The 20,200-nt window shown below is 32.6% G+C and carries 14 protein-coding genes and 2 pseudogenes; 9 read left to right on the plus strand and 7 right to left on the minus strand.

Annotation, left to right across the window (positions count from 1 at the left end; all coding sequences use genetic code 11):
- Positions 1 to 376 precede the first annotated feature (376 nt).
- The 5 genes from dptF to MUA90_RS01220 all read left to right on the plus strand — a co-directional run bounded on the left by dptF (position 377) and on the right by MUA90_RS01220 (position 8,814).
- A complete protein-coding gene (dptF, locus tag MUA90_RS01200; RefSeq protein ID WP_262587820.1) occupies positions 377 to 1,684 on the plus strand; it encodes a DNA phosphorothioation-dependent restriction protein DptF in 1,308 nt (435 codons plus the stop codon).
- Positions 1,677 to 2,171 carry a hypothetical protein gene (locus MUA90_RS01205; RefSeq protein ID WP_262587822.1) on the plus strand — a complete coding sequence of 165 codons (495 nt, stop codon included), beginning with the start codon at positions 1,677 to 1,679 and terminating at the stop codon, positions 2,169 to 2,171. Before dptF ends, MUA90_RS01205 begins: the two co-directional genes overlap by 8 nt.
- A 92-nt stretch (positions 2,172 to 2,263) precedes the next feature.
- Positions 2,264 to 3,472: a DNA phosphorothioation-dependent restriction protein DptG gene (gene dptG, locus MUA90_RS01210; RefSeq protein WP_262587824.1), complete on the plus strand. Its 1,209-nt coding sequence runs from the start codon at positions 2,264 to 2,266 to the stop codon at positions 3,470 to 3,472.
- Complete coding sequence (locus MUA90_RS01215) at positions 3,453 to 4,457, plus strand: hypothetical protein (RefSeq protein ID WP_262587826.1); 1,005 nt, start codon at positions 3,453 to 3,455, stop codon at positions 4,455 to 4,457. The genes dptG and MUA90_RS01215 overlap by 20 nt, the downstream gene beginning before the upstream one ends.
- Before the next feature lie 85 nt (positions 4,458 to 4,542).
- The gene (locus MUA90_RS01220) at positions 4,543 to 8,814 is read left to right on the plus strand and encodes a helicase HerA domain-containing protein (protein ID WP_262587827.1); all 4,272 of its coding nucleotides are present in this window, start codon (positions 4,543 to 4,545) and stop codon (positions 8,812 to 8,814) included.
- A 61-nt stretch (positions 8,815 to 8,875) separates the two neighbouring features.
- Here MUA90_RS01220 and MUA90_RS14005 read toward each other — a convergent pair whose 3' ends face one another.
- From MUA90_RS14005 to lpdA, 5 genes and pseudogenes are all read right to left on the minus strand, one after another.
- The gene (locus MUA90_RS14005; RefSeq protein ID WP_398577376.1) at positions 8,876 to 9,541 is read right to left on the minus strand and encodes a dihydrolipoamide acetyltransferase family protein; all 666 of its coding nucleotides are present in this window, start codon (positions 9,539 to 9,541) and stop codon (positions 8,876 to 8,878) included.
- A 74-nt stretch (positions 9,542 to 9,615) separates the two neighbouring features.
- Positions 9,616 to 10,132: pseudogene (locus MUA90_RS14010) on the minus strand (biotin/lipoyl-containing protein); the annotation flags it as partial.
- 18 nt (positions 10,133 to 10,150) lie between these two features.
- Positions 10,151 to 11,191 carry an alpha-ketoacid dehydrogenase subunit beta gene (locus tag MUA90_RS01230; RefSeq protein WP_262587831.1) on the minus strand — a complete coding sequence of 347 codons (1,041 nt, stop codon included), beginning with the start codon at positions 11,189 to 11,191 and terminating at the stop codon, positions 10,151 to 10,153.
- An 18-nt stretch (positions 11,192 to 11,209) separates the two neighbouring features.
- Positions 11,210 to 12,157 carry a thiamine pyrophosphate-dependent dehydrogenase E1 component subunit alpha gene (locus tag MUA90_RS01235; protein ID WP_262587834.1) on the minus strand — a complete coding sequence of 316 codons (948 nt, stop codon included), beginning with the start codon at positions 12,155 to 12,157 and terminating at the stop codon, positions 11,210 to 11,212.
- A 23-nt stretch (positions 12,158 to 12,180) separates the two neighbouring features.
- The gene (gene lpdA / locus MUA90_RS01240) at positions 12,181 to 13,578 is read right to left on the minus strand and encodes a dihydrolipoyl dehydrogenase (protein WP_262587836.1); all 1,398 of its coding nucleotides are present in this window, start codon (positions 13,576 to 13,578) and stop codon (positions 12,181 to 12,183) included.
- A 267-nt stretch (positions 13,579 to 13,845) separates the two neighbouring features.
- Here lpdA and MUA90_RS01245 point away from each other — a divergent pair, with 267 nt between their 5' ends.
- The 4 genes and pseudogenes from MUA90_RS01245 to MUA90_RS01260 all read left to right on the plus strand — a co-directional run bounded on the left by MUA90_RS01245 (position 13,846) and on the right by MUA90_RS01260 (position 17,384).
- Entirely contained in the window at positions 13,846 to 14,865 is a 1,020-nt protein-coding gene (locus MUA90_RS01245; protein WP_262587838.1) for an MrcB family domain-containing protein, read from the plus strand.
- A 482-nt stretch (positions 14,866 to 15,347) separates the two neighbouring features.
- On the plus strand, positions 15,348 to 15,548 hold the full coding sequence (locus MUA90_RS01250; protein ID WP_262587840.1) for a GIY-YIG nuclease family protein: 201 nt from the start codon (positions 15,348 to 15,350) through the stop codon (positions 15,546 to 15,548).
- 324 nt (positions 15,549 to 15,872) lie between these two features.
- Positions 15,873 to 17,053: pseudogene (locus MUA90_RS01255) on the plus strand (DUF2075 domain-containing protein).
- Positions 17,046 to 17,384, plus strand: coding sequence for a nucleotide pyrophosphohydrolase (locus MUA90_RS01260; protein WP_262587841.1), 339 nt, complete (start codon positions 17,046 to 17,048; stop codon positions 17,382 to 17,384). The pseudogene MUA90_RS01255 and the gene MUA90_RS01260 overlap by 8 nt, the downstream one beginning before the upstream one ends.
- 56 nt (positions 17,385 to 17,440) lie before the next feature.
- On the opposite strand, the gene MUA90_RS01265 is transcribed toward MUA90_RS01260, so the two are convergent.
- Positions 17,441 to 18,733: a transposase gene (locus tag MUA90_RS01265; protein ID WP_262587843.1), complete on the minus strand. Its 1,293-nt coding sequence runs from the start codon at positions 18,731 to 18,733 to the stop codon at positions 17,441 to 17,443.
- Positions 18,723 to 18,935, minus strand: a complete 213-nt coding sequence (locus MUA90_RS01270; protein WP_262587845.1) for a hypothetical protein — start codon at positions 18,933 to 18,935, stop codon at positions 18,723 to 18,725. Before MUA90_RS01270 ends, MUA90_RS01265 begins: the two co-directional genes overlap by 11 nt.
- Between the last annotated feature and the right edge of the window lie 1,265 nt (positions 18,936 to 20,200).

Genomic DNA, 20,200 nt, shown 5'->3' on the forward strand with positions numbered 1-20,200 from the left:
AGTAAATATTTGTAAGCCAAGATATTGGGCGATATAAATAACATAACTTTGATTGTGAAAGTGATGAAGGTTTATTAGATAAAGAAAAGTTACTAAAAATGTATTAAGGTTTAATTATTGAGTGAAAGGTTACATAGTCTACTAATTAGAAATAAAAAATGATAATATAGAGCACCTCATTACAGTAATATGCTTAAAATCAACAATAATTTACTACTAAGATGTTGAAATATAGTTTAAAATAAAAGATAGAAATGCATATGTTTGAAGGAGAGAATGAATTGGTTGAATTAAAAGAACTAGAAAAAATTTATTTTGGTCTTTAAGAAAAAATGGAATACATCTAAAAGCAACTAAAATTAGTAATGTCAATATAGTGGACTTCAATAAAGAAATTTTACAATTAAAAATGAAAAATAGCATTGATAATACAACTTTAGAAATAATGAGAAATATTAGAACAGGGATAGCAGATTTTAATAAATTTAATGACACTCAAAGCATTCAAACTATCAAAAATCAGCTAGACAGATTGATAAAATATACTAATAATAAATCTAGTATAGCTAGTGATCGCTTTAAAGAAATCATGAAACATCTAAGTGTTACTTCAAGAGAATCAATAGTAAACTCTCAGGCCTTTACAAAGTTTAATGAGTATATGCATATTGATAGACCAATAGGACAACGATTAATAAACACGATAAAAAAATTAAATGAAAAAGGATCAGGGATTGTTCTTTTAGTGGGCTCAGTCGGGGATGGTAAGTCACACTTACTTGCACACTTAAATAAAAACCATCCTGAACTATTGGACGGAACAACTGTTTATAATGATGCCACAGAGAGTGACAATCCTTATAGAACAGCTCAGGAGACCCTCATTGAAATATTTAAGAAGTATAAGAATGAAGATGGAAAAATAATAATCGCTATAAATATAGGTATGCTACATAAATTAACAGAAAGTCTTTCTGAAATTTCTGATATATCTTATTTAGGAGAGATAATTGAAGAGACAAATATTTTTTTAGAAAGTACGTCTGATCTAAATGAAAAAGATAACGAAGAAGTATCTGTTGTCTCATTTTTAAGTGAAAAGCCTTTTGAAATAGGCGAAAATGGAATCTATAGTGATTTTTACAATCAAGTAATGGATAAGGTATTTAAAAAAGAGCTAAACAACCCAATTTATGCTGCTTTTATTCAAGATGATGGCTTTAACAGGTCTGAAAGTTTATATAAAAACTACAAATTAATGTTAAACAAAGAAGTGCAAAGTGCAGTAATTCACCTACTCATAAAGATCCAAATTGAAAATAAAAGGATTATCTCAACCAGAGCACTTTTTAACTTTATACACGATATTATAGTTCCTGATAACAATAAAGAAAATAATAACCTATTAATGAACTTATTGTTTGAAAGTGCGGATAGATCCCCGTTATTAAAGTCTATAAGTAGCCAAGATCCAAGTAAGATTCAGAATTATAAGATAGATAAACTTAATGTTGAATTATATAATGCCTTAGATTTTTATGGTAAATGTCAACATTTCTTTGGTGACAAAGTATATAGCTTTATAGAAGAATATATCATGCTGATTGAAGGATTAAAGCATATAAGACGATTTAAAATGCTTATTAGGTTACATTACCTTTTTAATCATAAAGATTATGGATAATCAGGAATATATTGAATTTCTGCAATTGCTAAGGGATGTGGAAACAAATAAAGCCTCACAAAAATCGATATTGTTAAAGATCCAAAAAGCTATATATCACTCGAATGGAAGTCCGCAAACAGGATTTATTTACAATGAAAACTTTGAATTCAACTCTAAGATGAGAATAGGATTAGAACTGAAATATAAGCATGAATATATCAAAACAACTGACCATTATACGATTAAAGTTGGAATAAATGTTAATGGAAAAAGTATGGAAATAGTAATCGACTATAACCTATACAAACTTCTATTTAAAATTGAAAAAGGATATGTTCTTAAATCCAAGGATAAAAAAGATGCGGTAGTTTTTTCAGAATTTGTAGAGAATATTTTGAATAACTTAGTTTCTAAAGACAAAACAATTGTAAGTCTTGTAGAAAGTAATAAAAAATTTGAAGTGCAAAAAGGCTTCTTAGGATATGAAATTAAGGAGATAAGATAGATGGCAGAGTTAAGTGCACAATTAATAAACAAATTGAAGTTAATTGAAGGTAAACCTAGTTTCAAAAGAAATTTTCACAAGGATTTGACCCAGTGATAGGTGCTTTATCAAGAATAAGTATCGGGTGGAATCCGGTTTATTTAAAAGATGAATATACTATAGAAGATATTGCAGAAAACATTGACAGTGTCCAGTTAATCAATGGTGAGGAAATGGACGAAGACGAAAAGGTTCGATTTCTTTCGAATATGTTTGATCAATCTTATATAAAAGCATTTAATCATCCTTATCTGCTCAATTATTATGCTGTGAGTGAAAACAATGAAAAAAAGGGTGAAATCGACATTGCAAAATACTTATGTCGAATCTTTGACTTAAATAACCATAATGAATGGAAACAATTTATTAATGATCGGTCAACTTCTAATTTGGTTGAAGATCTATTAATAGATTCTCTAGGTGAAATGAATAGTACAGAGGTGGATAATAACTTTGTCGTAATTTCTGAAGATATTCTTAGAGAAAGGTTTGAAGATTTGTCTTATTTATTGAAACATAAGGATTTTGCTATAAAAAATATGAGCTTGTTTTTTGCATTTTATTATTTCCAGTTTTTAATGCAAACAGTGCTAAAAGTTGATCGACTTAACATCAATGATGATCGCGTTTTTGAGTTATATTACACATTAGACTCAGAAAAAATAACAAGTACAAGAATAACTAATAAAAGTGGCTTTAATTTATTGAAAAAAACATACAAAAACATTCAGGCTAATGACAACTTAATAGGATATTTGAACGAACTGATTGAAAGTAATGAATTTCACTCAATACAAGATATTAAAAATATGGAAGATAATCGTAAAGAATATCTAAATGCTGAGTTTAAAGAGTTTCTAGACAAATATAAGGTTTCTACTGATAGAAATGAAATCTTACCTTCTGATTTAGAAAGTAAAATTTCAATGTTTAGGGATTGGCTAGTCAAAGATCTTCCGAGTGAAACAGTATCTCGTTTTCCTAAACCGATTGAAGAGATAGGTGACTTATATTTCTTGAAACGTAGAGGGCAACTAGGGAAAGTACTGACACTTAGAAAAGAATTGATTATTTTGTTAACAGCATTAATAGTTAAAGATAAAAAAATGATTATAAGAGATGTATTTGTTGAATTTGAGAAACGTGGAGTATTTTTAGATAGATATTCTAAAGAAGAAATTATTGAGTTATATGAAAGAATGAATATTTTAGATAAGAAAAGTGACAGCGGGGAGGCTAAGTATGTCAAGCCAATACTATAATTTTTTAAGTGGTAAGCTCGTAGAATTTTTAGAACACAGTACCCTTAATGAAGGTGATAGGTATTATTTAATTTTAAATAGCGAGAAAGAAATTGAAAAATTGCAAAATGCAATCATCAATTCTGAGTCGAACAAATTAGAAACATTTCAAAGCGAAGAGTTTCAATTTACAACTGAAAGTATAGATGTTCAAGGGTTAAATGCGATTTTTGTATTTGCCAAACAAGGTGTGAAAAATGATTTCTTAGTAACTATTCGTAATAAAGTGTCTTTACAAGAGAAAGAATGGAAAAACTCCATAGTAATATTTGTGATAAACGAGGATCTCGATAGTATAACAGGGGGTGCATTTGATTTAGCTAAACAAGGTGCGCCCTTCCATACACGTACGTTGCGTAATAATTTAAAAAAGCAAGTTGAAAACACACAAAACAATCTAAAAGATCACGAAAAAATAATTATGAACTTTGTAATAGAAAATACCTTCGATGATGAATTGGTTAAATATACATTGATGGATTTTGAAGCGGTTTTCAGTATTATAGAACAAGGATCTATCAATAAAGAAAACTATCATCAACTAGGGCTTTTTGAAGATAAACAAATAGATACATTTGCCGATAAAGAGATACAAACACGACTAGAAACTAATAAAACATTATTTGACGATGTTAACTATTATCATGATCGAGGAAACCCAAGAGAAAGTTTAGAGGAGAACTTTGATCGAGACAGTGTCGTGAATGAACTTGCCAAAGACGACTGGTACGAAATGGATTTTGAAACTGTAAAAAACAGTAAAGAGGCAATGGACAAATTAAAAAAAGTTGATATGGATTATCTTGAAGAAGACTTTTTAAAACAATTTAAAAATATAGAAGTATGGGATAAACCAAAAGGAAAAACCAGAGTACAAAGAAGAGAACGTAGTATAATCATCTTTAAAAAAAAGCACAATAGAGAGAATAAAGCTTCCGTTTTCTAATAATATTAAAATAGATACTAATTCAATCATTAAACGTGGACAAAAACTCTTCAATCTTACGAACAACTCTAAAATAGAGATCGAAATGAAAGGTAACAAAAATAATATTATAATAAACACTGCGAACCTTAATGATAACGATGATTACTACCTGGAATTTAGCTATAAACATAAAAATAACACGTCTTTAACTTTTAAATTCAGAATACTTATCGTTAACTTTGAAAGTCATTTAATTGAAAAGCTAAGAACGAACTATACGTTAAAATATGATACAAAAACTAAAATGGTAGAAGTATCAGTAAAAGATGTAGAAAATGAGTTAGTATTAAATGATTCAGAATTTAAAGAAGCTGTTGTAAAAGAAAACGGTCAGGCATTTAACGTTGATTATACTAACGTATTTAAATTTAATGAACTGATTTCAGAAGATGAAACTAACATTTATATTCAGCTATTAATTAATAATGTCTTCTATAAGGTGAAGTTGAATGAGGTTACACAAAAGCCGGTTCCTGTTTCAGGAAGCTTTTTGATGAAGGAATTATATAATAAAAAAATCTCAATGGAAAATGAAAAAGGAAAAGTAATTCAAGGTAATAGTGAATACTATCCTTTTGCTGCTTTTAAAAAGATGCTGAACATTGAAGAAGAAATGATCAACAATGGTTTTATGTATGGAATACTAACTAGCGAAAGCTTTTATGGTGAGAGGTTGGATTTAAAACCTGAAATTATAGAAGCGTATGATAATTTAGTTGAGGAGATAAAAAAGAGAAACTCATTGCCTAGTTTAGTGTATTTGGATAACGAATTATTGGAAAGCGCTGAAAAATATTGTTCTTTATTTGAAAACGAGTTAGATGAATTAAGAGATAATGAAAAGATTGTTGATATTCAGACTCAAAACATTCATAAAGTTGGCATGATTAAGGGGAATGACTTGTTATATTTAACTCCGTTACATCCTTTGGTTCTTAGATATGAAATTCAAAAATCTAAAGCTATTCAAGACAACAAGTTACCTGAAAAAATTATAAAAAAATATAATCCAGCGGGGTTATTACCGTATTTTGTAGATGAAGAACATTATTATTTCTCAAATAATGAAGACGACTATCCTAGAGGTATCATTTATAAACAATACACTTCGAAAAGTAAAACAAATGCTGAAAAAATGAGTTTAATTATCAAGTCTAGATTAAATGATTTTAAGACACACTTCGAATATCTGTTTAATATAAGTGATGAATTCGCATTGAATACTAGGTTTATTGATGTAGATGACTATAAGATGATATTAAAAGGTGTATGTGAATATATCTTTAATGAATTCTCTAATAGCCAGTATATAAGCCTTATCAATCCGATAAATGTATTTATTGATAATACATCAGAAAATAGATTTAAGGATACTAACCGCAACAACGACATATTATTTGAAGAATTTTACAACATCAGTAATTATAAAGAATTAGTTGAAATGCTTGGAATCAAAGTACCGAGCAAAGTTAGAAATAATAATGAGGAAGAAGATGTTATAAAAGCATTAAAGGACAAGGTGAACATCTTCTTTAATCAAAATGATAATTTATTCCATATAACATTCCTGAATTTTGATCAAAAGCCACAATTTAGTATAAATGATTTTAATAAGTTGAACAGTTCTATTGCTAATAATGGATTGTTATCGGATCTGACGTATACAGAATTGGGAAATAGCTTTGTATCAGGTTTTGGTGTTAATGGTCTTACTTCACATAGCACACTAGTAAATAGTGCAAAACTTTGGAACAGCTTTGTATCAGGTTTTGGTGTTAATGGTCTTACTTCACATAGCACACTAGTAAATAGTGCAAAACTTTGGAACAGCTTTGTATCTAACAATCAGAATAAACGGTTGAATCCATTTAAGAAAAATGAAGTTATAGCAAATAATGTTATTAGTTTATCAGAGCAAAATCTACAACCAATATTTGATACATCAAACTGGGTTACCTTTATAGATCCTTCAGTAGATTTATCTTATTTTAATGATAGTGAACATGAACTATATGTTATTCACTACAATGATCAAACTTCATCGTTTAATTATGAGTCAATTACTGTTACGAACAACACTTCACAATATGAGAATGTATTGAAAGAGTTTTTAGCTAAGGTTAATGTTGATTTTAAACCTGAGAATATGGAGTCTATTATTCGTTCATTTAATATTTTAAACGGCGAGTGGTTATTATCTATTATAGGTACTCGAAATAGCCGCAGTCATAATGTTGATAATAAGGTAAGAGAAAAATTAAGCATAATTGCTGCCTATAAAACACTATTATCGCTACTGGATAAAAGTTCAATTACATGGATACCGGTCTCTTTAGAAGAAATCATCAGAGTAAGTAGACAACAAGGATTAGACGCGAGTACTGATATTTTTTCAGCAAAAGAGTTAAAACATAAAGGATCTATTTCTGATGATTTGCTATTTATTGGCTTTGAGATCAATGAAGAAAATGAAGGCGTATTTTATTTGCTGCCAGCTGAAGTGAAAGTAGGACAAAATGATTCTTCAGTTATGAATAAGGCATCAATTCAAGTGTCAGAGTTGTACAAGGTGTTAAATAAACAACTAATAAATGAAGATGAATTATCATTCACAAGAGATTATTATAGACTCTTTTTCGCTAATATATATTTTGGAAATTTGAAGAAGTTTATAGATAACGGTGTTATTCAAGATGAAAATAAGATTGAAATGCTACAACATAAAACAGATGTGCTAAATAATAAAATCCACTTCAGTAATACCTTTAACCATACAATTGCTAAAGGCGCAGCGGTATTCTTTACTGATGGTAATAGCTTTAGAAAAGTATTAAAGCAACCGAATAGTAATATTTTAGAATTGCATCTAACTGAAAGGGATGCATATATCGATGCTGAAAAAGGATATGAAGTCTTAAAAGAAGAAATCCAAATTGGTAAAAGAGGTATTTCATTAAACTTATTAGAAGAAAATATTGACTATAATAGAACGGAAAATGAGGATATAGAAGTTAGAGAAGAGAATGAATCACAATATCAAATAGATGATAGTGAGTCTGAATTAAAGACGACTAATCAAGAGACAGGAGATTCATCAGAAGACGTTAATGGAACTATCAAAAATGAATCTATGAACGATACTTTTATTCCTGATCAAGATAATCATGAAGAACTTGAAAATAGAGAACAAATTAATAAAGTTGATGGCAAAAGAATTTTATTAGGTAATATCCACGGTAGCACTGAACAATCTTATTGGGAATACGGAGATAAAGGTTTACCTAATAGACATCTGCTAATCAGCGGGAAATCAGGCCAAGGAAAGACATATTTTATGCAATGCCTTTTATATGAAATGTCCAAAAATAAAATTGACAGTCTTGTTGTAGATTATACTGATGGTTTCTTGATTCCGCAATTAGAGGATGAGTTTGTTGAAAAATTACAAGATCATCTTAAGCCTAAATATATTTATAAAGATAAATTACCAATAAACCCATTCAAACGTAATACTATTGATCTAGGCGGTTTAGTCGTCGAGGAAACAAATGATGATATTGCTGACAGAGTAGTTCAAATTGTCGATTTTGTATTTAGTTTAGGTATTCAACAAAGCAGTTTACTAAAAGAGCATATAAGAAGTGGTTTAGATATTTTTGATGAAGATCTTACTTTTGGAATAATTAAACAAAGACTATTAGATGATGAAAGTAACCATGCTTTGACATTGCATGGCAGAATAAGCAATTTGTTAAATAAAGATCCATTTGCTTATAAAGACAATGCATTCAGCTGGAAAGATATATTTAATTTCAATGGAGATGTAAATATTTTTCAGTTGAAAGGATATAGTCCAGAAATCCAAAAAATTATCACAGAATTCTTATTATGGGACTTGTATAATTTTACCGAAAGAGAAGGAAACAAAAACTATCCAATACCAGTATTACTGGATGAGATGCAAAATCTAAATCACAAAACTTCTTCGCCAACTACAAAAATTCTTAAAGAAGGACGTAAATTTGGCTGGTCATCTTGGTTAGCAACCCAATCTATTAGTTCTATTAAAAATGCTGGGGGAGAAACAGATGCATTATATAATGCGGCATTACAAATTCATTTCGCTCCACCAGAAGACCAAATAGTTAGTGTGAGTAAGACGATGGCAACTGATAAAAATACTAGGCAACGTATTGAAGAACAACTGGCTTCTCTAAATAAAGGACAGTGTTTAATTAATGGTTATGCTTTAATTAATAATGAGTTAAAGAAAGTTAATGAAGTGGTCGACATTACGCCTCTTGAAGAAAGATAAATAAAAAAACAAAATGAAACAGGGATGCGATCTTAAATAATACGCATCCCTGTTTTGCAATTTATAGGATTAACAAATATGGATTTTCAATATATTTAGCTAAAACTTTTAAGAATTCAGCAGCATCTGCTCCATCTAGCAACTGATGATCGAATGTTAAACTGAAAGGCAGACGCTGTATTTGTCTGACGTTTCCGTCTTGAATAACGACTTCAGATTGCATTGAACCGACTCCGAGAATACCCGCTTCTCCAACATTCAATATTGGCGTAAAGTACTCTATCTCGCTCGCTCCCATGTTTGTAATAGTAAATGTGGAACCTGATAATGCAATATCATCTGTCTCGCCATTTCTCACTTTATCAGCTAATGATTTAATTTCATTTGCTAGTGCTCCGATGCTTTTGCCATCTGCGTTTTCGATAACTGGGACCATGAGTCCGTCTTCTAATGAAGTAGCAATACCTAGATGCACTTCTTCAAATTCCTTAAGTTCACCACTTTCGTATCTGACATTGATTTTTTGATACTCTTGAAGGGCAAGTACAACAGCCTTAGCCAATAAAGCAGTGACTGATAGTTTTACTTCTTGTCCAGCGTCTTCTAACTCTTTTGATAACTTCTCTTTAAATGATAATAAAGCATCTGCAGTTACTTTTCGATGCAATGTAAGTTGTGCCGTTTGGTCTAAGCTTTGACGCATGTTTTGAGCAATGCGTTTACGCATAGGATTCAAACCTTCTCCAATAGAAGTAGAAGAAGCGGATGCAATGGCTTCAGATTCAGTTTGTTCAGCTTTTTTATCTAAACCATTTTCAAGTACACGCTGAATATCAAGTTTTGTAATTCTTCCATTTCCGCCTGTTCCTTTAATACGTTTGATGTCTAAGTCGTTTTTATCTGCCATATTGCGAGCAAGAGGGGAGATGAAAATTCGATCGCCTTGATTTTGAGTAGGTTGTTCATCTGCTTTAGATGATTGAACTTCTTTTTTATTCTTCTCTTTGTCATCAGATTCGTTTTCTGTCTTTTCTGTCTCTACCTTTTGATCTGTATCAGGTGAATCTTCAACAGTTTCACCTTCTTCGCCGATCACGCCGATAGGTGTTTTTACTTTTACGTCTTCGCCGGCTTGAGCAGTGATTTTTAATATTGTACCGTCAGCAGGCGCTTCGATGTCTTGTGTCAGCTTTTCCGAACTGATCGAGGCTACGATATCACCTTTGCTGACAACATCGCCTTCTTGTACATGCCATTCTTCAATTGTGCCTTCTTTCATTGTCATTCCAAGTTTTGGCATCATAATATTTGTGCTCATCTATTACACCCCCTTGGCTTAAGATTTTACTTGTTTTAAGTCTTCAATAAGTTCACTTGCTACATCTAACACTTTATCAACACTAGGAATATAAGCTTGTTCAAGGTTTTGTGCGAAAGGTACTGGTGTATCAGGTGCAGTAACCTTTTTAATAGGTCCGTCTAAATAGTCAAAGCCGATATCTCCAATGACTGAAGCGACATCGCCTGCAATGTTGCACTGAGGATTTGATTCATCGATTACAATTAAGCGTCCAGTTTTCTTAACAGAGTCTAAAACTGTTTCTTCATCCCATGGAGAAATGGAGCGCAAGTCGATTACCTCAGTTGAAACATTATCTTCAGATAATTGTTCTGCAGTTTCTAAAGCAGTTTGAACCATTTTACCAATAGCAACAATTGTTAAATCTTCACCTTCTTGAACTACATTGGCTTTACCGATTTCTACAGTATATTCTTCTTCAGGTACTTCGCCTTTCATGCTAAGCAGAGTTTTGTCTTCAGAAAAGACAACTAAATTATCATCTTGGATTGCTGCTGATAATAACCCTTTAGCATCATAAGGATTGGACGGTACTACGACTTTAACACCTGGTATACTAGCGAAAATGTTATAAAGTGTTTGAGAGTGCTGTGCTGCAGCGCCAGCACCAGCTCCATGAACTGTTCGAAGCACCATAGGGACTTTCGCTTTTCCTCCAAACATATAACGCATTTTTGCACCTTGGTTTAAAATCGGATCTAAGCCGAATCCGATAAAATCATTGAACATTAATTCAGCAATTGGTCGTAAACCAGTAGCAGCAGCACCGACTGCTGAACTTAGTGTGATATGTTCTGCGATAGGTGTATCAATGACACGATTTCTTCCATATTTTTTCACAAGACCTTTAGTTACACCGAAAACACCGCCGAATGAGTCATCGTCTTGCAAGTGGTCAACATCTGCACCGCCAGCAACATCAGTACCGATTAAAATAACATTTTCGTCTTGCTGCATTGCAGAATCAATGGCTTCATTAATGGCAGTCATAAATGTAATTTCACGTTTTTCACTCATTGTTAGTCCCCCTTTAACTTAAGCAAATACATCTTTGTATAATGAATCTAAATCAGGTAATTCACTGTTTTCACCAAACTCGACAGCGTCTTGTACTGCTTTCTTGGCTGCCTCTTCAATTTCATCTGCTTCGTCTTCAGTTAATAAGTCGTTTTCAATCGCATATTTACGGAATTCTTCAGTCGGATTACGATCAGCATTGCGGTCATCTTTGGATTTAACCTTTTGCTCATCACCTTCAAAGTGTCCGAATTTACGATATGTGTCGCATTCGATAAGCGTAGGTCCATCACCATTTTTAGCACGTTCGACCGCTTCTTTAGCAGCTTCATAAACTTCTACAACATTCATACCGTCTACATAGACACCGGGCATATTATAGGCACTTGCACGTTCGGCAATTGTTTCTGAAGCACTAGCGTATTTATGTGTTGTACCTTCGCCGAATTGGTTGTTTTCACAAACGAATATCACAGGTAAGTTCAAAATAGACGCAAAGTTTAATCCTTCGTGGAAGTTGCCTTCGTTGGCAGCACCATCACCGAAGAAACAGACTGCCACATTATTTTTACCTTGATTTCGAAGTGAGATACCAGCGCCAGTAGCTAAACCAAATCCGCCGCTTACGATACCGTTTGCGCCGAGCATACCTTTATCAATTTCGGCTACGTGCATGGATCCGCCTTTACCGTGACCTAAGCCATCTCTTTTCCCCATAATTTCAGCCATCATACCATTTAAATCGCATCCTTTTGCGATAGCGTGTCCATGACCACGGTGTGTACTTGTAATATAATCATCATCTTCTAACAATGACATGACTCCAGTAGCAACACCTTCTTCACCTACGTATAAGTGAACGAAACCAGGAATTTCACCTTTACCAAAGATTTCATGTACCGTTTCTTCAAAATTTCTAATTTCATTCATTGTCTTATAAATCCAGCGTGCTCTTTCTTTATCCATAACTAATTCCCCCTTATAGAAAATTACTGCTTATGAATTGCTTTCTTTAAGTAGTCATCTGCAGCTTCCCCCATAACTTCAAGCAAGGAAGGGTGCGGCTGAATCACTTGAGATAATTCTTCAATCGTTCCTTCTGAGACTTTGACACCTAGCAGCTCTCCGATTAATTCAGTAGCATTCGGACCTGTAATAAAACCACCTAGAATTTCACCATATCGAGTATCAATCACTAGTTGAATAAAACCGTCAGTTTCACCTTCAATCATTGATTTGGCATTACTTTGAAACGGGGCTTCAACAGTTTTAACTTGATAACCTTGTGCCTCTGCTTGTGATTGAGAAAGACCGACAGATGCAGCTTCAACGCGTGTGTAAATGCATCGAGGTATCATTTCCTTATTCACAGGGTTAGGTTTCAGACCAGCTATTGCTTCAACGGCTGTGATGCCTTCAATACTTGCGGCATGTGCAAGTTGATAACTATCGATCAAATCGCCTACAGCATAAAGGTGCGGAATACTTGTTTGATAAGTCTCATCCACTTCTATAAAGGACCCCTTATTACTTTGTTTTAAATTCAGGTTTTCAGCAACTTGAAGGTTAGACTTTCGTCCGGTTGCTACTAAGAGAGTGTCAAAATTTACAGAGTCTTGATGCTCTAATTCAATTTGGCTTTGAGTAACTTTACTAATATTGCATTGCGTTAATACATTAATACCTTGGGATTCTAAATGTGCTTTTAAAATAGAACGGATTTCATCAGTTTCAGTAAGTAAAATATCATCAGCAATTTCAATGATTGATACTTCGACACCAAGGTCTGCCATTGAGGATGCGATTTCAGTTGCGATCACACCGCCACCGATGACAGCTAATGATTTAGGAAGTGATTGCATGTTAAAAATAGTGTCGGTAGTATGATATTTCACTTTATCTAAGCCGGAAATAGGAGGAACAAAAGGAGTACTGCCAGTCGCAAGAATAATATCTTTGGCCTGGAGCTTTTGGTCATCTACGTGAATAGTAAGGTCATCATGCACAATTGCTTCACCTTTAATAAGGTCAACTTCGTTTGATTTAAGCAGATGTTCAACACCGCCTGTTAGTTGTGAAATTACTTTCTTTGATCTAGAAGATAACTTTGAATAATCAATGTCTAATTTCCCAGTGTTAATACCCCAGGAGTTAGAAAGATGAATGTTATGAACTTTCTTACCATATTCTAAAAGTAATTTAGATGGAATACAGCCTACGTTTAAACAAGTTCCCCCGTAATATTGTTTTTCAACGATTGCTGTTTTTAATCCCAATTGTGCTGCACGTATTGCTGAAACATAACCGCCAGGACCAGCACCAATGATCACTAAATCATATTGCTTCAAATTATCGCCCCCCTTTAAAACAAATAAATAGAAAAACATAAACTATAAATGTAAGCGCTTACTTAGTTTAAGTTTATTCTACTTAATGTATTCGCAATATTCAAATAATTAACATTGGAAACAAAAATAATTTTTAATGTTGAAGTTAGTAAGCGTTAGTAAATTCATTTATCTTTAGTATATACATTAATTTAATATGAAATTATTGCTATAATGGCATCAATAATAGCAGTCAAAAAAGTTTGTGTTGCGTAAGTATGAAGGTTTGAAACAGAAACAATAATTTATCATACAGGTGGGATGAACATGAAAGAAATGGTTAGAAAAGCGTTGAAATTAAAGAAGGAAATTTTAGATAGATCAATTAGTTCAAAAAAACAATGGGATAAAGGAGAGGAATATAATAATCTGGTTGAAACGCAATTACCAGAATATATAAAGAAGAACTTTAATGTTGAAGATAAAAAGATAGGTGGTAGTGCTGGTACAGGGAGGTATAGTAGTGTCCCTTGGATTGCAATTTTTAATCCTGAAATAAGTACTACAACACAAGAAGGTTATTATCTCGTCTATTTATTCCATCCTGAAGGTAAAGGGGTTTATCTTGTTTTAGAACAAGGATGGAAAGCGATAAACAAGATATATAACAAAACAGCAAAAGAGAATGCACTTGTGTTATCTAAAGAAATGCTGAAATATGTTGAGGATAACGATTATAAGGAAGGGAGGTTTTATTATAGTGAAAATGGAGATAGCACATATGACATTACAAAAGGTCTTCCATCAGGCTACGCACTTACATCAATTATTTATAAATATTATGCGTTTGATGAATTAGATAATGAAGAGCTACATCGAGACTTAAATAATTTTATTGACATATATGATGATCTAGCGAAGAAAGTTACAAGGGAATTTTATGATTCAATGCTTTACGGATTAAATGAAAAAGCAGAGGAACAAAAGATAAAACAAATAAGAGAAAAAAACAAAAATACGACTTTAGCTATGGTTGATCCTCCTACAACAACGAAATACAGTAAAAAGAAAAAGGTGAGTGCCAAGAAAGTTAAAGATAGTGAAATAGAAGAAGCTAACAGAGAACAAAAATTAACGGGTGATATAGGGGAAGAACTAGCATACAAGTACTTTAAACAATTAATAGAAGATAAAGTAAAAGATGAAGAGAAAAAACAAGAGTTTTATAAACTTATAGATACTTCAATGGGTAAGAATCATGGTGCTGGTTACGATATGGAAGCATTTGATCCATTTGATATGAAAAATCCAACAAAGAAATATATAGAGGTTAAAACAACTAAATAAAAAGATAAAACTGAGCCTTATTATATATCTCTAAATGAATTATTCTCTATTTACGAAAACCCCGGTGACTATCTTATATTACGTATTTACGATATAGAAAGCGATCAACCACAGGCTTTCATTGTAGATCCTTATAAAAATCATAGTGAATTTAAAGATGTTCAAGATATGATAAGTAAAGTGTTTGACGCAGAGGCGATACAATATAAAATCTTCCGAACATACGATGATTAAATTTTTCCATTTATGTTATAAGAATGCATATCACTTACTTTTATTGAAAATCAATGAGTGAAAATGATATATTCCATGTTTGTAATTGTGCAAATAAAGGTTTATAACCATTGTATTCCTCTTTATCGACAACTATAATTATCTTAAATACCATTGTAGTAAATCATTACTACAATAATTACACGGTGCGATAGGTGATTAACATGAATAGGAAACGGAAACCTATAGTAAGGAACATAGGGTATTCGATGCGTGATTTGAATGATTCTGTGAATACGTGGAGACAATCTGATGATGAGAAGTATCTGTTGAGTTACCCAACTGTCTATATTATCAATAGTCAGGAGAAAAAAGATGGTTTTAAGGTATATGTAGGGGAGACGTCTGATATAAGAGGACGTACCTCGACTCATATTAATACGGATGCGAGAATGAAAGAATATTGGTAAGACTTTTCATTATCGTTAACTTCAAATATGTATGTGATCGGTCATTATTATTTCAATAAGTCTTTAACATTGGATATAGAGAATCGACTAATGCAATATTTATCAAGTGTTCAAAGTATCGAAAAAATCTTTAATAGTAGAACGAATCAGCAGAATGAGTATTATACTTCTGATCAATTAGATACGATTTTTACAGATATTTGGAAAGAGCTTAACAGAGAGAATGATATCCTGTTTCCGGTTGAAAGTATTATTAGAGATTCAGCGATATTCAAAGCTTCTCCATTCCATAAATTGACGCGAGAACAAAATATAGCGAAAGAAATGATTATAGGGAAGATTAAAGTAGCGTTACATAATCATTTAGAAGAACAGTTAGTGCTGGTAGAAGGTGAAGCGGGGTCTGGTAAAACAGTATTAATGAGCAGTTTGTTTTTTGATTTAAAGCGTGATGCTTTAGAAGAAAATGACAATCAACCTTTGAATGTTTACTTGCTTGTAAATCATGATGAACAATTAAAGGTCTATCAAGAAATCGCTAAGAAGTTAGGACTTTATGATGAGAAAGATAAGAAACATGCTATTGTAAATAAGCCTACGAGTTTTATTAATCAACGCAGCCCAGAAGATAAGGTTGATGTTGTAATCGTGGATGAGGCGCATTTATTATGGACACAAGGCAAGCAATCTTATCGCGGTAAGAACCAGCTCAATGATTTGATTGAACGTGCTAAGGTTGTTGTTGCGGTATTTGATAGAAATCAAATCTTAAGTACTGAACAAGTGATAGAAGCAGATCAGTTAGAAAAATGATTAAGGAAACTAAAGCAAATAGTAATCACATACAGCTTAATAATCAAATGCGTATCAATAGTAACGAAGACACTGTCAATTGGATTCGCAGTCTTATAGATAAACAAAGCATAAATAATATTCCTGAAGATGAAAAGTATGACCTTAAAGTATTTGATCAACCTATACAGCTAGAACAAGCGATACGAAATAAAGCTCGATCTCAAGAATCTGGTATTTCACGATTACTTGCGACTTATGACTGGAAGTATAGCAGCAACAAGCCTGAAGACTCGGATTATTGGCGTGTACGTATTGGTGAATGGAGCATGCCTTGGAATAGTCAACTTAAAGTCCAAAAACGAGAAAAATCTTTATCTTGGCCCGAGCAAAGTCAAACTATCGATGAAGTAGGTTCAACATTTACCATACAAGGTTTCGATTTAAATTATGCAGGTGTGATTATTGGTCCGTCTGTGAAATTCAGAGATGGAAAAATTATTTTTGATGGTTCAGAGAGTTATAATAAAAAAGCAACTAGAAATAGAACACTCTCAGATAATACTAAAGCTAAATTCACAGAAGAATTGCTTAAGAATGAATTAAACGTCTTATTAACACGCGGCGTTAATGGCTTATATATTTACGCAGTTGACGAAGCCTTGCAAAACGAACTTAAACGTGCCGCAAACGGAGGTATAGACCATGAATAATGCAGAACAACTGATTCAAGAAATTAATGATTTTCGCAATGCACGTAATTGGCGTCCTTTTCATAATGAAAAGGATTTAGCAATTTCATTATCGCTGGAAGCTTCTGAGCTTTTAGAATTGTATCAGTGGAAACAACCTGAAGAGGTCAATGATACAAAACGTGAGCGCATAGCAGAAGAACTCGCAGATGTTCTCATTTACAGTTATATGATTGCGGATAATCTGGATATGGATATCGATGACATCATCAGACAAAAGCTGAAGAAGAATGCGATCAAGTATCCTGTTGAGAAAAGTAAAGACTCAAATAAAAAATATACTGAACTATAGAAGTGTGGACTGCTCGAAATTTCAACGAGCAGTCCTTTCATTTTTAATTTGATTGGTTAGTCTCTAACTGCAAGTTTCAGAGTTTTAAAGAACATTTCTTGTTCTAAATACATCATGTGGCAGTTAATAGCTGTTTCAGCAGATTCAATACTTGCATAGACCATCGGGCATTCGTTCTTGCGCTTGATTTCATTGTTTATTTTTTGCGCATTGTTGCTTGTAAGGGTGTAGTTTTGATTAGGTCTTACAGGTAATGAAAGATATGTGAAACAATCCTCAAAGTGGCGATTTAATAGCGCGATGCCTGATTGATATTGTGGTTGACCGTCGGTCAACTGAATCAGTTCTTCTTTCAATTGGACATTGATAGCGTAATCCGTTCTGTGATGGTACAGTGCAGTGACCAGTTTATGTGCCCGTTTAGATACATCAGGCAGATTCGGGTCTGTAGGCTGATCTGTATTCAATTGCTTATCAAACTCAGTTTTGATTGCAGTACGCATTGCTATCGAACAGATTTGATATTTCATCTTCGGATAGTAAGTTTGTGCAGCTGCTTTTAAATCATCAGATACACCGCCTGAAAGCAACAGGGGTTCATTCAGCCCTCTATCAAAGAGTTCTTCAAACAGAGACTTCCATACCTTTTCTTCTGTCTCAAATGAGAGACGTGTAGTTAAGATGCTTTGTCGGCCATTCTTATCGATACCTGTGATTGTATATAAATTAGCAAAGTCGATTTCGTCACCTTTAAACACAGGGACTTTAAGCATATCAGCATGCAAGAAGTAGTAGTGTGATTCAGAATATGAACGGCAGCGCCAAGGGGCAACCACAGTGTTCAAATGGTCTTTCATTACTTGGACAGCATCTTTAGTAACTGATGCACCCCAAAAGTTGAATATCGCATCATGTGCTTTGTTTAAAGTAAGGCCATTGACGTGATTATCAAGCAAGTACGTCAGCATCACCGCATGCGGCAATTCATAATTGTGCATGATTTCTGGATCGAATACAGTATAAAGGTGTTCTGGTACCTTGATATCTAATTGACCGATTTTAGTAAAATATGCGGACTTAAACGATGCTTTCTTTAGCTTTGTGACGTTAATAACTTCTGAATCAAGCTTTTGGATAATATCAAAAGGGTATTCTTTTTGCAGATATGTGAGCATTATTTTAAGACATTTCTTATCCTGCAATTCTAAATTACTATTGTCTATTGCATTTGTTAATGCAGTGAATTGATGGTAGGGATGATCATATAAACAATTCGCATTTAAAAATTCATCTAGTTTGTCTTTGTCTTCTACGAAGTCATAATCTAAAAAATGATAATTAAAATTCATAATAAACACCCCGAGGCAAGTTTTTTTCTGTTACGTTTAATGAATTGCATAATAATTTATTAAGAAGGTGCTGCTCTAAAAACAGCGATATAAGCAGAGTAATACTAGAAAGCCCTAGTAAAAGTAAGTATTTAAGCGGCTGCAAATAACAGAAGTTATATTTGCGGATACGCTTTATAAAATTTTTAAAATCTTTAATCATAAATCAGTACTCCTTTCTTGGATGTTGTATATTGTGTCGTTACTGACACGAATTTTAGTATTTATTTGAGCACTGTTATTAGTCATCTTAGCTATGAACACAAAGATGTATGACTCACAAGAGAAAAGAAGATTGTTAAAGAGGAGTTTTTAGCTTCCCTCATGAGATATTCGAATTATAGAATGATTTTTAAAGCTTGTAAATACTTTTTTAAAGAAAAAATTAAAATAGTTTGACAATTCTAAGTGGTAAACATTGAATGAACCCTTTAAACATAAGGGAAGTGCATTGTTTGAACTTTTGAAGAAAAATTACGAGTGAAAGCTTCTGAAACTTTAAAATTATACAACGAGATATGTTCCATAATTTTGATTTTTAGTACATATTGTAAGCAATAAGTGTAAATATTTTGTTAATGAGACAAAAGCGTTATTAAACTCGATACAAAAATTAAAATATTAGATTGACAAAAGAATTGTGGTAATGCTAAGATTTTAGCATGCAGTTTCGAAAGAAACTACATATCCACTACTAGTATTAAGTTTTTCTTAATGCTAGACATTCTATTCTGAGGGTCTGATCACAAGGCATCTGCTTTGTGATTGGGCCTTTTTATTTTGTCTATGAATATAAAAAAGCCGCCCAAGCAGGGCGGCAGCCAGAAAAATAGGCCTACTGTATAAGGACTTAAGAGCGAGACAAATTGACAGCAGCAGGTGAATTTTCTGGTTTATTGAAATAGGATTACAGGATTAACTAACGCATATGTTAGTACCTCGCTCTTAAGATAAGCAAAATTATATATTAACTTTTGAGGCATGTAAAGAAATTTTATCAAAAGGATGTACTAAAAAATTTCTAATTATATATTTATAAAAATGTGGTAAACAATAAATAAGTTATCTTTATAACAAAAGTAACTGCGTTACTAATTTAGTAACAAAATACTGAAAAAAGTCTTTTGAAAGCTGATGTAAAGCGATTTTGTAAATGTATCGATTGTGGGTATTTCTTAAACTTGATCGCCTAGAAATTGCGGTGAAATGTAATGTTTTTAATAAAACCTATAAAAATTTTAAGATTTTTGTTGACTATCAAAAAAAGAGGTGTTAATATTTATCCATGCACAAGCCCAGTGCTTGCAAAATAGAATCTCAAACAAAGATTAAAGTTGGTGTTTGTAAGGCCAACATATCCCAACTTATGTTTGCATACACAGAAGGTTAAGGCTTGTGCAAGATTGAATCATCAAACAAGAAAATAGT

It is taken from the genome of Staphylococcus sp. IVB6181, from assembly GCF_025561445.1.
GTDB classification, from domain to species: Bacteria; Bacillota; Bacilli; order Staphylococcales; family Staphylococcaceae; genus Staphylococcus; species Staphylococcus simulans_B.